Origin of the sequence: Arthrobacter sp. UNCCL28, from assembly GCF_900102805.1 — a bacterium.
In the GTDB taxonomy this organism is placed as follows: domain Bacteria; phylum Actinomycetota; class Actinomycetes; order Actinomycetales; family Micrococcaceae; genus Arthrobacter; species Arthrobacter nicotinovorans_A.
Genome location: NZ_FMWE01000004.1, coordinates 149,847 through 163,802, shown reverse-complemented (window position 1 = coordinate 163,802; position 13,956 = coordinate 149,847). Strand labels below are relative to the sequence as shown.

The window sequence follows — 13,956 nt, the reverse complement described above, 5'->3', positions numbered from 1 at the left end:
CGGTTGACCTAAACGTTGCCGCGGCGGAGCAGCTTGCCGCCGGGGTTCTGGCCATCGATCGGGGTGCCGCGCAGGTAGGTCTTGCGGACGACGCCGGCCAGCGGACGGCCGTCGTACGGCGTGATCGGGTTCTTGTGCTTGAGCTTGGTGACGTCTACAACGAACGCTTCGTCCGGGGCGAAGATGGAGAAGTCGGCGTCGTAGCCTAAGGCGAGCTGGCCCTTGTTGTGCAGGCGGGCCAGGGCGGCGGGCTTCTCGGCCATCCAGGAGACAACCTGTTCCAGCGGGATGCCGCGGTGGCGGGCTTCGGTCCAGATCAAGGACAGGCCCAGCTGCAGGGAGGAAACGCCGCCCCAAGCTACTGCGAAGTCGCCGTTCTCCAGGTCCTTCAGGTCCAGTGTGGAGGGGGAGTGGTCCGAGACGATGCAGTCGATGGTGCCCTCCTGCAGGCCCTTCCAGAGGAGCTCGCGGTTGGAGGCTTCGCGGATGGGCGGGCAGCACTTGTAGGCCGTGGCACCGTCGGGGATTTCTTCGGCCATGAGGGTCAGGTAGTGCGGGCAGGTCTCAACGGTGAGGTTGACGCCGTCGCGCTTTGCTGAGGCGATCATCGGCAATGCATCGGAGGAGGAGAGGTGCAGGATGTGGGCGCGGGCGCCGGTCCAGCGGGCACGTTCGATGACCTCGGCGATTGCCTTGTTCTCAGCACCGCGGGGGCGGGAGGCCAGGAAGGTCTCGTAGTGGTCGCCGCCCGGGTGCGGGGCGCGGTCAATGGCGTGGGAGTCCTCAGCGTGGACGATCATGAGGGAGTCAAAGGACTTGAGCTCAGCCATGTCCTCTTCCATCTCGTCCGCGTCCAGGTGCGGGAACTCGTCCACGCCGGAGTGCAGGAGGAAGCACTTGAAGCCGAAAACGCCTTCGTCGTGCAGCGGGCGGAGATCGCTCTTGTTGCCCGGGATGGCACCGCCCCAGAATCCGACGTCCACAAAAGCCTGGTCCTTGGCGACCACGCGCTTCTGCTCCAGGCCGTCCACACTGGTGGTGGGCGGGATGCTGTTCAGCGGCATGTCGATGATGGTGGTCACGCCACCGGCGGCTGCGGCGCGTGTGGCGGAGGCGAAGCCTTCCCACTCGGTGCGGCCGGGCTCGTTGACGTGGACGTGGGTGTCCACCAGGCCGGGGATGAGGGTTTCGTCGTCTGCGAGTTCAATGACCTCGTTGCCCGTCAGGCCGTTGCCCAGGGGTTCGATGGCGACGATGATGCCGTCGCGGATGCCAACTTCGCGTGCTGCGAGGCCGGCGGTGGTCAGGATGCGCTGGCCCCGGATAACGAGGTCATAGGCGCCGATTGCTTCAGACATTGAGGTACTCCTTATTTTCGGTCCGTTCCGCCAGGTACACGCCTATGTGCTTACCTAATTGTTCAAGCAACGGACCTGCTTCAGCGATACATTTTTGGACATCTTTTTCCAGATCGGTCAGTGCGTGGACCGTGTGGAAGCCGGCATCCGTGAGTTGTTCCCGGCTCAGGGTACTCCGGCCGCACACTGCGATCACGGGAACCCCGTTCCGTTGCGCCGCCCGCGAGACGCCCATGGGCGTCTTGCCGAGCAGGCTTTGCTCGTCCAGGCTGCCTTCTCCGGTGATCACCAGGTCGGCGCCCTTGAGCCGGTGCTCGAGTTCAGTGAATTCAAGCACGACGTCGATGCCCGGCCGCCGCTCTGCCTTCAGCGCCGCGATGGCAATGTAGCCAACGCCGCCCGCTGCTCCGGCGCCTTCTGCCTTGGCGGCGTACTTGGCGTGCTGCCCGGTGGTTGCCGCGAGCACGTCCACGAAGTGGCTTGCTGCCGCGTCGAGTTCGGCGACGTCGTCCGGCGTCGCGCCTTTCTGCGGACCGAAGATGGCTGGGGCTCCGCTGGCCCCCAAAAGGGGATTGTCGACGTCGGACGCCAACACGAACTCCGTTGCCTCGACGCGGACGTCGAAGTTGGAGAAGTCGATGGTCTCGATGTCCGCGAGAGCCGCACCGCCGCCGGGGAGCTCGTTGCCGTCCTTATCCAGGAACACGGCGCCGAGGCCCTGCAGGACGCCCGCGCCGGCGTCGGTGTTGGCGCTGCCGCCTACACCCAGGATGATCTTCCGGCAACCGAGGTCCAGCGCGGCGCGGATGAGTTCGCCTGTGCCGATGCTGGTTGCGGTTTTCGCGGTCTCAGACGTGGGGCCGTCCGGAAGGAGGGCGAGACCGGAAGCTGCCGCCATTTCGATGACAGCTTCCTGATCCCGCACTGCGAAGTCGGCCTTCACCGGCTCTCCGAGCGGGCCGGTGACGGTGGTGGTCCGGCGGCTGAAGCCGGAGCCGATGGCGGCGTCGATGGTTCCTTCGCCGCCGTCGGCCACCGGAATGCGTGTTGCCTCAATGCCTTTGCCGAACCCCGCCTGCAGGCCTGTTGCCAGGTGCTTGGCTACGTCCGGTGCGGACAGCGAGCCCTTGAATTTGTCCGGGGCGATGACAACACGCATTCCGGTGCCTCCTTACTGTTTTCTCTAGGCTTTGGTCAGGATCGCGGTGGGTGCGTCCGCCGCGGACTCTGCCAGCTCTTCGAACTCGTTTACGCCGTTGATCTCAACGCCCATGGAGATGTTGGTGATCTTTTCCAGGATCACTTCAACCACCACGGGAACCTTGAACTCGCCCATCAGTGCCTTGGCCTTGTCGAAAGCGGCCGGCAGATCGTTGGGGTCCTCAACACGGATGGCCTTGCAGCCCAAGCCCTCGGCAACCTTGATGTGGTCCACGCCGTAGCCGTTGGTCTCCGGGCTGTTGATGTTCTCGAAAGCCAGGGAAACGTTCTGTTCCATGTTGAAGCCGCGCTGGCTCTGACGGATCAGGCCCAGGTAGCTGTTGTTCACCACAACGTGGATGTACGGCAGGTTGAACTGTGCGCCAACGGCCAGTTCCTCGATCATGAACTGGAAGTCGTAGTCACCGGACAGGGCAACAACAGTGGCGTCCGGGGTTCCACGAACCACACCCAGTGCGGCGGGACCGGTCCAACCCAGCGGGCCGGCCTGGCCTGCGTTGATCCACTTGCGGGCACCGAACACATGCAGCATCTGTGCGCCGGCGATCTGCGACAGGCCAATGGTGGACACGTAGGTGGTGTCGCGGCCGAAGGCCTTGTTCATCTCCTGGTACACGCGCTGCGGCTTGATGGGCACGTTGTCGAAGTTGGTCTTGCGGTGCAGGGAGCCCTTGCGCTCCTGGCACTCGGCAACCCAACCCGAGTAGTCCGGCAGGGTCTTTGCAGCCTGACGCTCGCGGGCCAGCTCCAACAGACCGTCCAGCGCCGCACCGGCGTCGGACGCAATGCCCAAGTCCGGGGAGAAAACGCGACCAATCTGCGTCGGCTCAATGTCGATGTGCACGAACTTACGGCCGGCCGTGTAGGTGTCCAAGCCGCCGGTGTGGCGGTTGGCCCAACGGTTGCCGATGCCGATCACGAAGTCGCTCTGCAGGAACGTCTCGTTGCCGTAGCGGTGCGAGGTCTGCAGGCCAACCATGCCGGCCATCAGCTGGTGATCGTCCGGGATGGCGCCCCAACCCATCAGCGTGGGGATAACCGGAACATTCAGGATCTCGGCCAGCTCAACCAACTGGGCCGAAGCGCCGGCGTTGATGATGCCGCCACCGGCAACGATCAGCGGGTGCTGGGCTGCGGTCAGCAGGTCCAAAGCCTTTTCCAGCTGCTTGCGGGAAGCCTTGGGCTTCTCCACCGGCAGGGGCTCGTAGGCGTCGATGTCGAACTCGATCTCGGCCATCTGAACGTCGATGGGCAGGTCCAGCAGAACCGGGCCCGGGCGACCCGAGCGCATCAGCTGGAACGCCTTCTGGAACGCGCCGGGAACCTGGCCCGGCTCCAGGATGGTCATGGCGAACTTGGTCAACGGCTTGGCGATGGACTCGATGTCCACGGCCTGGAAGTCTTCCTTGTGCAGCTTGGCAACGGGCGCCTGGCCGGTGATGCAGAGCATGGGGATGGAATCGGCCTGGGCTGCGTAGAGGCCAGTGATCATGTCCGTGCCTGCGGGGCCCGAGGTGCCGATGCAGATGCCGATGTTGCCATCAGCTGCGCGGCTGTAACCGTCAGCCATGTGGCTGGCGCCTTCAACGTGGCGGGCCAGCGTGTGGCGGATGCCGCCGTGGGCACGCATTGCTGAGTAGAAGGGGTTGATCGCTGCGCCGGGCAGACCGAAAGCTTCGGTTGCGCCTTCCTTTTCCAGGATGGCTACGGCCGCATCAACGGTGCGCATCTTTGCCATGGTGTACTCCTTGTTTTTTGCCCTTGCGGGCGAAGTCTGTGGTGTTTTTGGGTGTGGTGAGGGAGCCGCCGTCGTTTAAGTACGACGGCGGGTTCCCTGCTTTTGTTGCTTAGTTGCCTCTTGGGCGGCTGAGGTTAGCTGCGGCCGCTGAGCTGGAGGACCTGCTTGAAGAGGCCCGAGTGGTCGAGGCCGCCGTCGCCCTGGTTGACGGTTGCGGCGACGAGCTGGGCGACGACTGCGCCGAGCGGGACAGCGACGTTGGCTTCGCGGGCTGCGGAGGTGACGATGCCGAGGTCCTTGTGGTGAAGGGCCAGGCGGAAGCCGGGGTCGAAGTTGCGGTCGAGCATCTTCTGGCCCTTCTGGTCGAGGACCTTGGAGCCGGCCAAACCGCCGCCGAGGACCTTCAGTGCTGCGTCGGTGTCTACGCCGTAGGCCTCAAGGAAGGCGATGGCCTCGCCGAGAACCTGGATGTTGACGGCCACGATCAGCTGGTTTGCTGCCTTGACGGTCTGGCCGGAGCCGGACGGGCCGACGTGGACAATGGTTTTGCCCACTGCGTTGAGAACATCCTGTGCAGCCTCGAAGTCTGCTGCTTCGCCGCCGACCATGATGGACAGGACGGCGTCGATTGCGCCCTGTTCGCCGCCGGATACCGGAGCGTCGAGCGGGCGGATGCCGGCTGCTACTGCGTCCTCCGAGAGGCGCTTGGCGACGTCCGGGCGGATGCTGGAAGCGTCGATCCAGAGGGTGCCCTTCTTCGCGTTGGCGAAGACGCCGTCCTTGCCGCTGACTACGCCCTCAACATCGGGGGAGTCCGGGACCATGGTGATGACGACGTCGGCGTCCTTGACTGCGTCCGCGATGCTCGTAGCACCCTGGCCGCCTTCGGAGACGAGCTTGTCGATCTTGTCCTGGCTGCGGTTGAAACCGGTGACCGTGTGGCCGGCCTTGACGAGGTTGATGGCCATGGGAAGGCCCATGATTCCGAGTCCGATGACTGCAACGTTGCTCATTGTGGTTCTCTTTCTGGGGAAGTCTGTGTTTTAACTCGTGCGGGCTATTTGGTGAGCGCCGCCGCTGTGGTGAGTGCCGCCGTCGTGAGTCAGTTGGCGTTGGCGCGCTGGCGGATGGCCCAGCTGAAAGCCGATTCCTGGGGTTCCTTGTACTCGAGGCCGATGTAGCCGTCGTAGCCGAGTTCGCGGCTGCGGGCGATCCATTCGCCCAGGGGGAGGGTGCCGGTTCCGGGAGCGCCGCGGCCGGGGTTGTCGGCGATCTGGATGTGGCCGAAGTCCTTGGCGTGGTTCTCGATGACGGATTCGACGTCGTCCCCGTTGACTGCCAGGTGGTAGAAGTCGGCGAGGAGCTTGATGTTCTGTGCGCCGGATTCTGCCTTGACGCGGGCGATGACCTTGAGTGCGTCTTCGGCGGTGAGAAGCGGATATTTGGGTGCGCCGCTGACCGGTTCGAGGAGGACGGTGCCGCCGATGCGGGCGATGCCTTCTGCTGCTGCGGCGAGGTTCTTGGCGGCGAGTTCGTCCTGCTCTTCAGGGGTGAACTCGTCCTGACGATTGCCGTAGAGGGCGTTGAAGGCCTTGCAGCCCAGGCGCTCACCGATGCCGGCTACGACGTCGATGTTGTCCTTGAACTCGGAGCAACGTCCCTTCCAGGAAACCAGGCCGCGGTCGCCACCGGGCATGTTGCCGGCGTTGAAGTTCAGGCCCGTCAGCTGAACGCCGGCGTTCTTGATGGCTGTTTCGAACTCTGTTGTCTCTTTGTCGGTGGGAACCGAAGTGGCGAAGGGCCACCAGAACTCGACGGCGTCAAAACCGGCTGCCTTCGCGGCGGCGGGGCGCTCGAGCAAGGGCAGCTCCGTCAGGAGGATGGAGCAGTTCACTGTGTACGTCATCGTAGGTCCTTCCGAGGAGGGGCTTGGATCTATCTTCGCTTGCTTGGCTGCTGCCTTAGTGCTTGGCTTCAGTTTCCGCTTTGTGGAATTTAGATTCTGCTTTATGAAAAGTTTAGGGAAGGTGGGGGTGGGAGTCAAGGGGGTGGGGGAGGTGGGGGTTTGGGATACCAAAGAGCGTCCGCCCGAGTCCCCGAACGCTGAGACGAAGCATGGGTTCGACTGCATTGGCGTAAATGCTCGTTGCGGGCCACAAGTGAGGCTGTTCGGCGCAGCGGTGTGACCCGGCACCAAAGTGTGGCCGTGGCTGAAGTGCGGGCAGGGCGCGGAAAGCTGGCAGCCCGGAAGTCCAGGTCAGGATTGGCCGCCTTGATTCATCCCAACTGATATGCAGGGGTCAACTGATACTTTCGTTGTTAGTGGCGATCAAGGCTCGCTGCGTCGAATGCCTGTTTTGGTTAGGCTCCGGTCCGCGGGCGCTTGTAGGTGTAGGCGTGAGCTCGGCTTTGCTCGGTGGTGTGGCAGCTGATGCCAAACGGTACTGCCAGATCCTTTTTTGCGAAGAATACGGCTTGCCGTTGCTGGCCGCGGTGACGACGTACCCAAGCGATGAAGTCGAGCGGGAAGTGGGCGACAACGTCTTGACCCCTGCAACACGTTCGGCGCTCCGCCTGTGCTGGATAGTGAAGACTCCGAAAGATGCTCTACGGGGTAGATGCTCTTCCAAGCAAACCCCGTCCTTCGTTGAAGGCCCAGCGCTCTACTTCATCCCCGCCGACCGGACGGTCCGGGGTCGTGAGTCCACGGGCCCATTCCTGCATCAGTTCGCAGGCTGCCAAATAGGTGGACACGGGATAGCTTGTGGAAGGTGGCCTGAACGTGGTCACCGGTTTTTGCATAAAGCGCTGCGAGCACCCGCGCATCAACGATCAAGCTTGGATGATCCAGATTGCCAGCCCCCGAGAAGTACAGAAACTTAGTGAAGAAGTTCGGTCCCCAGTGCTTCAATGCCGTGCGGTTTGACTTAAGGAGAAGGAACGCTGTTCGATACACTTCGCGGCGGTTACAAACCTAAACAAGGTTAACTGAGCGTCTCTTCAAGCCAGACAATATACGGTGCTGTGCAATCAAGCTGGTAACTTGCCAAGTGTGGGTTGAAAAAACCTAGTGGCCGAGATCGGTTCAGGCGAGGAAAATGCATATAAGTCAAGGTTCAGGAGCAGGGGGACGCTTCTCCGAGCTGAACGGCAGAATGAGGCGAATTATAGGCCAGCCCCAGAAGCTTCAGGGGCATTTCGTTGAAGGCTACGTCTCAACTGTTCCGTCGAAGCACAGGCTAAAGGACTTTGCCTTCGCTGTTCTGGATGTTGAAACTACTGGCTTGGAGAAATCCGACAGGGTCGTCGAAATCGCGGTGGTTCGCATGTCCGCGTCTGGCGACGTTCTGTCAGAGTTCTCTGGGGTTGTTCGGCCTATCAAGCGCTCAGTCTCAGACAGCGCCCGCTATGTCCATGGGCTGGGTGATGAGGACCTGAGGACCGCCCCGACACTTGGAGAAATTTGGCAGTATATCGCTCCCCATCTTGTCGGGGCCATCGTCGTAGCTTACAACGCCCCATTCGACGTTGCCCTTCTTGGGCGGGACTTGGGTGCCCTAGGCCTAGTGCAATATCCCGTTCTGGACCTGCTATACGCATTTCGGTCCCTTTTGACGGCGCGCACATACAAGCTGGAACATTTGCTGAGGAACCTGCGAGGCACGTGGCCCCGAGGTCTTCATCAGGCACACGCTGATGCGCGATGTGCGGCTGAACTCTTACTGGTTCTAATGAGCCACCCTCAGCCCTTGTTCTGGCACGGCCCTTTGCCCACGGGAACGTTTTCGGTACCGCCCACGTATTCTGGATCGGCACGCTGGTCAGAAATACGGCCCAAAGAAATTCCAGCACTAGCGCCGCAGGTCGGTAAGAACGTGAAGATCCGTGCACCCAAGTTTGTGCCACCTAGCGACATTTTGGTACGTAGTGCTATCCGAAGGCAGCGCTTTTACCCTGGAAATGACGATGCTAAGACACGAGAGGTCATTGATCTTTTGGTCCAGCATGGCGGCGTTGAAGCAAAGAAACTGACCTCGACTACCCGGTACTTCGTAGGAAACCACGAAGATTTCCCGTGTGAGGGCCTCCCACAGGGAGTACAGTGGCGCACAGTTGACTGGATGCTGAGATGGATAGAGCGGGAACTGGCTGCAATTCAAATGAGAGTGGAGGAGGAGATCCAGTATCTTCGTGAAGCACACAAAGAAGACTATGCAAGCAGACGGCACTACGCTGTCGATTGGCGGCCCGCGGCGATGACTCCGGTTCAATACGTCGCAGACTTCCCCATGACCAGATGGGACTTCAGCTAAAGCTGTGCAGCGGGTGCGGTGCGCAATCTGGTTCTTGGCACTCCTGCTTGCCTGGGGCCTCGTGCCGCATAGCACCCGGTCGACTGAACTATTGTCCACCAGTCCGCCCCGTCATCGTGGAACGCCGGCGCAGATACTATGCTCAGGACACCTCCACCTTGAATATTGCAGCTGCCGCCACGGCAGAGATCAACGCAGAAAGACATATAACTATGGAAGAAAGTCAAGCAAGCTTTCCGCGCGGTTACATCACCTTTGCCAAGAAAATTTTGAAGGATGGAAAGCGCAACGAGGATGGTACGCTAAAGCCCGACGGTACTATCGTAAGCGATGAGCAGGTAATTTCTGTGCTCAATATGCTAATCGAACTCGATATCGATGCCACAGAAAAAGTCGGCCCAGGCATTGCGCACTGGGTTATCTATAGTAACCGAGATCAGAAGCGGAATAGTGTGGGTTACAGAATTATGCGCGTGGATGGCACTGGTCCGATTAAATTCGGTTACAGCGATGTGCTCAAACCGCCGAAGCCGCGAACGTATGTCCAACGCGCACTCACTGATGAAGTTGCAGGTCTTATGGTCGAATTCCGTAAGGCGCAGTTCAATGATGGCCCGGTGTATTGCGCAGTCACCGGGGTGCGAATTGAAGATTTCCTCTATTCTAAAGCCGTCCATCGTGAGCCATCACGGAGCGAATTGCATGAGGCCTTCCTGCTCGAAGAAGGACTCACCTTCGAAACCGTAGATTTGCGTCGACGGACTGCTCCACACTCAGGGTTCTTGCTTGCCGATCGTACCCTTGCCGCTCGATGGATCGAATACCAGCGCGCGAGGCTGGATGGCATGCAGCTCGTTCATATGGATCGCTTTGACCGTTAAGGGAATGTCTGCGCCTATGGCAAAGGCAACTTATAAGCTGCCAGGTCGTAGGGCTGCCTCGAATTCTGAATCGTGGGACACATTTTACCAGCATTGAATTTGTGTGCTGGCAGGCAACATTGCATACGTGTTGTGGCGGTTGGGTGCAGCTCTTTTCCGCGAATCTCTTATACTGGGAGTCCGAAAAAATGCTGACGGTTGTGCGAGGTTAGAATAAGTCGTTGCTATGAATTGCCTATACTGGCAATCTAAATTAATGTTGACGGTTGTGAATGGTCGCGGAGACATTCATTAAGCGTCTCATTTCAGTAGGGACTGTTTTTCTGGTTAAATCCATTGCGGTAAATTGGTTTTCATGTCGGCCTGTAGTCCTAGGCTGCGGAGTCAGTAGACTTAGTCCTCGATTACCAGCCGCTTCAGCTTTTATTGCCTTCCACTGGGCTGTATTCTTCGTTCAAAGTGAGCCTTGGGGATTGAAAGTAGATCGAAGCGTGTTCGTTGGGTGTTTGAACCTTCGTTGGGCTCTTCGCGTGGTGGCGCGATGAGTCGTTTACCGATGCGAGTACCGGGCTTCCCACAAGTTAAGCCGTGTTGTAGAGCCACCTGTACCGCAGAAGATGCAGTCACCTTGCGGAAGGTATCTGGTTACGCTGTTGCGCGGTGACCAGGGGCTTACCGTCTGAATGCCGACGTAATTTAAGTCGTCGTTCAGGCTTCCATCGGATGCGATTCTGTCCTTGACGGCCTCGGCGGCAAGTAGCACTCCGGCGAGGACGCTCAGGTACCCCACAGAGAATTGCAGTGGTTTAGGGTCAAGCGCCTCTCCCAGAAAGGGCAGTGCCCGGTTATCCAGCTCCCCGCACCGCGCCGTGCGTGCCCAAGTGTCCAGTTCGGCTACTGATATCGCGAGGGATTCTGCGAGTCTTGCCCGTGTTTCCGCGTCCGCTGCCAAATATCGCTCGCGCACTTTTTGGTCGCTGATCTCCGGCTCAAGCGGGTTGTGGCAGACCAAGCATGCCCGAGACCTTGGGGGGCCTGCGCGCATCAGACTGGCGCGGAGGTTGTACGTGGACGCCCCCAAAATGCTCATGGGGATCAGCCGCTGTAGCGCTAACCGTGAGCGGTTCGTATCTACCGCGGACAGCAGCAGGTCGAGGGGCTGTTGGCGCCGGGGGTGCTCCTGTGCAAGCCCGTTATGCGGATCCCACGTCAGGGAACCTGCGCCTCCAAACTCCAGTGCACGGGCTGCAGTAGTCGCTTTTGGGAGACCGACGGAAGGCATATCAAAGAGTACGCAGCGATTCAGATTTGTTAGATCGACGGTATCTCCATCTGCGATGTGAACGGTTCCCTCAAGTCCGGGTGTGGCCCAAAGTGCAAGCAGTGCCGCCGTTCCGACCGCACCGACTCCGGCGAGAAGGAAATTGCTCTTGAGACTGGCTCCTAGCGGGGGTGGATCCTTCGGAATCTCATGTGTCGTGGCGTGTTGCCAGCTGTCGTAGAAGAACGGGTCGAACTCGGTACGTCCACGTGAGGCCCGGAAGACTTGCCCGGCAGCGTGGGCGGCAGCGATATAGGGACCGAAAGGTAGTATTGCACCACTGTCCTCGCCAGCCGTGGACGTGATTCCTCCCCACCAGTCCCCGAAGATCAAGTAGAGCTGCGCGTCGTCAACGCCGCCGATGCCAATGACGAAGCTCCGTTCAGGGGCCTGTGCTGCTGGCGCCACCGATACCCCGTTGATTAGCTGTGCGGGCTTAAGGACCGCTGGTAGGAGGGAAGAGCCGACGGCGTGTCCCGGTGAGACTCCCGGCAAGAGCTTGTTTTCAGGGCAGGTCACAGTGAGGCTGGCAACAGCGCCGACTGCCCTGACCAGGAGGTTGACCAGCATCCAGAGAGCCCTTTGGCCCGCCACCGTGCCTGAAGCATAGGGAGAAACCGAGACGTGTACGTTCAGCGGCTTGCTTTGATCAGACGTAACCAGAACGCCTCCAGCCGTGCCAGAATGCCGGTTTTCGATGCTTTCCATGGAACTACCTCCTTCGGGTATTGGCTTTGGTCTATCTGAAAGGGAACCAGCCGGATCAATGACCGTGGGTCATCGCTGCTGAGACCTTCCCACCCGTCCGCCTCTCGGACGTGAACGGTCCCGTCCCAGGGTGCCGGGTCCCCCGCAGCATGGTGGGGGAGCACAATTGAAAGGGCTCCTATGTGTTGGGAATATGCCATGGCATCGTCAGTGGAAGAATGTGCCGTGCAAGCACTTCCGTGAGTATGCACCTGAGCGAGTCTCTGCAATCGATACTCCCTCAAGTGCTTGCCCGCAGCACTCATTTCGGCCGCACCGATCCTGTAGTTCCCAGGGGTGAGAACGGCAGCTGGAATGGTTAGCGTGGTGACGATACCGCCCCGGCCGGCCGCGAGGGGAACTCCGTCCAGGTAGGCGACTCTCTCCACGCCCTCCGGCGCCTGGGCGAAGTTCCGAAGAAGCGCTTGCCAAATTTCTTCAGGAATCCAGAGCACCGGCTCGACCCATGTAGTAGGGGGGACTGAGGACTTCATGTAGCCGACTAAGCGTGGCGGCCAGAGTGTGCGCTCCAGGCTGCCATTTCTCACCCGGCTGCGGTGTGTGGTTGGAGATGTAGTAATCCCGGGATTGCGAGAAGCACACCAATTGATCCGTGGATCCATCGGGATAGTTGTACGTCTGGTGGATCGCGAAGCCAAAAGGAACGTCGATGTGGCTAGGCAGCCACCGAGAGCCAGGCTGTGGTCTGGGACCCTGAGGATTTGCCGGTAATACGAAGTAGACGCCGGGAGGCATTTCGTCGTAGCTGCGGGCATCGAGCAGGATGCAGTAATCGTCGACGGAGCCATCCGCCGTAACGCCAATTGCGTCTACTCGGGCGTGAAGAGGATCCAGCTGGGTGTAACTCCATCCCCAACGTTCCGGCCGCCCAGATGCCCAAAACGTCTCCAGGTCGGCGGCGAATGTCAGCGCAGCGTATTCAGCGTCTGCCAGTGGAACGGCTGGCACTTAGGCACCACCGGTCGGGCCGGCAAGAAGCCAAACGGTGCCAGCCCCGATGAGTTGGAGGAAGTCGCCAAGGTGCTGGCTCAGGTGTTCAAAGACGTTTGTTCCCGACGTCTCCACCCGCAGCCGATCAGCGGGATTGCGCTCAATTCCCAACTCCGCGTACGCGCGTTCAATGATCGTCCGGACTGGGGTTCCGGGGCCGGCCTTGACCTCGACCTCTCGCCCGCTGTCCTCGTGTACCACCGTAATGGTGATGGCTTGGGAATTTTTCTGTTCTTTCAGGGCCTCGTGACTGTTCACGGTCGTCCTCTCCATGTCGCGGAGACCGGAACTCTTCCCGTCTCAACTAGGATTGACGGGACAACGTCAAAACTGTCCGGCCGTCACGGAGAACACTCGATGCAGACCTTGGAAGGGCCTTCGAACTGAGACGGAAGTTTGACGAGGAAACACTCAGCGCACATCCGTTCAGCGGCTCTCGTGCAGTCGCAGTGCCCTTGGGGGCAACGGGGCTCCCAGCATTGGGAACATGTTTTGGTGATCACAAAATTGGTTCCGCACGTATCGCAGTCCTCCCAACTACTTCTACTGGACGATGAGGCTGTGCCGTCCTTAGGTGGAGAGAAGCTCTTCCACGGGGCGCTGTACTCGACCATGACAGCAACGTAGAGTCCATCGCACCAGGTGATCTGGCCGTAGAGACGATTCGATGTGTGCCCCGTGGAGTAATGAATCAGGCTATCGTCGCGTTGAATGACTCGACCTGGAAAGGGCTCAGTCAGCGCCGCCGCGACCAACGGATTCCCGGACTGGTCCGAATTTCGTGCGGGAGGGAAAATCTGACCGCGGGAAGCTGCGAAGTTCACACGTCCTTCCGGATCAAGGACTGCGATAACGCCGGGGCTCTTTAGCTCCTTGGCCAGGCGAACGCAGATTGCTGCCCGGGAGGCCTTAGATACGCGAAAAAGATCCACCGCGCTTTCCGCTGTTGGACCGCGTTGCGTGTTCTGGCTGACGAGAGTCGATGGCAGTAGGATCTCGGCAGCAAACGCATCACACGCGGCGTCTTCAAATTCCTCAGAGTCTTCGGCTTCCATCAGCGCAGTACCAAGTTCAAGGTCAACGCTCTGGATGTGATGTCCGAGTTCGTGTAGCAGGGTGAAACGCTGCCGGCGCGTCGACATGGACTCCGCGAAGACAAGGGTCGGTGGTTCTGTGCCCCAGAGGTAGGCGCCGGCGACAGAACACCCGCCACCGGATCCGTGGGGGAGATCGGCCTCTTCGGGGACCGGCGCAACCTTCAGCTCATGCCAAGTGTCAAGTTCGGCGATGGCGTTTGCGGCTAGCCGATCAGCAGCTCCAGGCCGTAGCTGCTCCAGCATCGCCAGCATGCCCTCAACCTGTTTAG

Annotated in this window: 10 protein-coding genes and 1 pseudogene; 2 read left to right on the top strand and 9 right to left on the bottom strand. The window is 60.3% G+C overall.

Annotated elements, in window-relative coordinates:
* Positions 1 to 8 precede the first annotated feature (8 nt).
* The 6 genes and pseudogenes from allB to BLQ01_RS22905 form a co-directional block, all read right to left on the bottom strand.
* Positions 9 to 1,358, bottom strand: coding sequence for an allantoinase AllB (gene allB, locus BLQ01_RS13095; RefSeq protein WP_026543500.1), 1,350 nt, complete (start codon positions 1,356 to 1,358; stop codon positions 9 to 11).
* Complete coding sequence (locus BLQ01_RS13090) at positions 1,351 to 2,517, bottom strand: glycerate kinase (RefSeq protein ID WP_091552190.1); 1,167 nt, start codon at positions 2,515 to 2,517, stop codon at positions 1,351 to 1,353. The genes allB and BLQ01_RS13090 overlap by 8 nt, the downstream gene beginning before the upstream one ends.
* A gap of 24 nt (positions 2,518 to 2,541) precedes the next feature.
* Complete coding sequence (gcl, locus tag BLQ01_RS13085; RefSeq protein ID WP_091552188.1) at positions 2,542 to 4,317, bottom strand: glyoxylate carboligase; 1,776 nt, start codon at positions 4,315 to 4,317, stop codon at positions 2,542 to 2,544.
* A gap of 134 nt (positions 4,318 to 4,451) precedes the next feature.
* Positions 4,452 to 5,336: pseudogene (locus BLQ01_RS13080) on the bottom strand (2-hydroxy-3-oxopropionate reductase); the annotation flags it as partial.
* Between the two features lie 83 nt (positions 5,337 to 5,419).
* The gene (locus BLQ01_RS13075) at positions 5,420 to 6,223 is read right to left on the bottom strand and encodes a hydroxypyruvate isomerase family protein (RefSeq protein ID WP_091552185.1); all 804 of its coding nucleotides are present in this window, start codon (positions 6,221 to 6,223) and stop codon (positions 5,420 to 5,422) included.
* 762 nt (positions 6,224 to 6,985) lie between these two features.
* Complete coding sequence (locus BLQ01_RS22905) at positions 6,986 to 7,273, bottom strand: 8-oxoguanine DNA glycosylase OGG fold protein (protein ID WP_368086117.1); 288 nt, start codon at positions 7,271 to 7,273, stop codon at positions 6,986 to 6,988.
* Positions 7,274 to 7,415: 142 nt separating this feature from the next.
* On the opposite strand from BLQ01_RS22905, the gene BLQ01_RS13065 reads away from it, so the two are divergent.
* Together BLQ01_RS13065 and BLQ01_RS13060 are read left to right on the top strand one after the other, a co-directional pair.
* Positions 7,416 to 8,630, top strand: a complete 1,215-nt coding sequence (locus BLQ01_RS13065) for a 3'-5' exonuclease (protein ID WP_091552181.1) — start codon at positions 7,416 to 7,418, stop codon at positions 8,628 to 8,630.
* Between the two features lie 158 nt (positions 8,631 to 8,788).
* The gene (locus BLQ01_RS13060) at positions 8,789 to 9,511 is read left to right on the top strand and encodes a hypothetical protein (RefSeq protein ID WP_139183490.1); all 723 of its coding nucleotides are present in this window, start codon (positions 8,789 to 8,791) and stop codon (positions 9,509 to 9,511) included.
* Positions 9,512 to 10,061: 550 nt separating this feature from the next.
* On the opposite strand, the gene BLQ01_RS13055 is transcribed toward BLQ01_RS13060, so the two are convergent.
* From BLQ01_RS13055 to BLQ01_RS22900, 3 genes are all read right to left on the bottom strand, one after another.
* Positions 10,062 to 11,540, bottom strand: coding sequence for a ThiF family adenylyltransferase (locus tag BLQ01_RS13055; RefSeq protein ID WP_091552178.1), 1,479 nt, complete (start codon positions 11,538 to 11,540; stop codon positions 10,062 to 10,064).
* 1,008 nt (positions 11,541 to 12,548) lie between these two features.
* The gene (locus BLQ01_RS13045) at positions 12,549 to 12,848 is read right to left on the bottom strand and encodes a ubiquitin family protein (RefSeq protein ID WP_091552175.1); all 300 of its coding nucleotides are present in this window, start codon (positions 12,846 to 12,848) and stop codon (positions 12,549 to 12,551) included.
* 83 nt (positions 12,849 to 12,931) lie between these two features.
* Positions 12,932 to 13,930, bottom strand: coding sequence for an ImmA/IrrE family metallo-endopeptidase (locus tag BLQ01_RS22900; protein ID WP_368086118.1), 999 nt, complete (start codon positions 13,928 to 13,930; stop codon positions 12,932 to 12,934).
* Positions 13,931 to 13,956 lie beyond the last annotated feature (26 nt).

What these genes read in the sequence shown, in the direction of transcription:
- allB (WP_026543500.1), bottom strand. Translation starts at nt 1,358, where the DNA reads ATGTCTGAAGCAATCGGCGCCTATGACCTCGTTATCCGGGGCCAGCGC.
- BLQ01_RS13090 (WP_091552190.1), bottom strand. Translation starts at nt 2,517, where the DNA reads ATGCGTGTTGTCATCGCCCCGGACAAATTCAAGGGCTCGCTGTCCGCA.
- gcl (WP_091552188.1), bottom strand. Translation starts at nt 4,317, where the DNA reads ATGGCAAAGATGCGCACCGTTGATGCGGCCGTAGCCATCCTGGAAAAG.
- BLQ01_RS13075 (WP_091552185.1), bottom strand. Translation starts at nt 6,223, where the DNA reads ATGACGTACACAGTGAACTGCTCCATCCTCCTGACGGAGCTGCCCTTG.
- BLQ01_RS13065 (WP_091552181.1), top strand. Translation starts at nt 7,416, where the DNA reads ATGCATATAAGTCAAGGTTCAGGAGCAGGGGGACGCTTCTCCGAGCTG.
- BLQ01_RS13055 (WP_091552178.1), bottom strand. Translation starts at nt 11,540, where the DNA reads ATGGAAAGCATCGAAAACCGGCATTCTGGCACGGCTGGAGGCGTTCTG.
- BLQ01_RS22900 (WP_368086118.1), bottom strand. Translation starts at nt 13,930, where the DNA reads ATGCTGGAGCAGCTACGGCCTGGAGCTGCTGATCGGCTAGCCGCAAAC.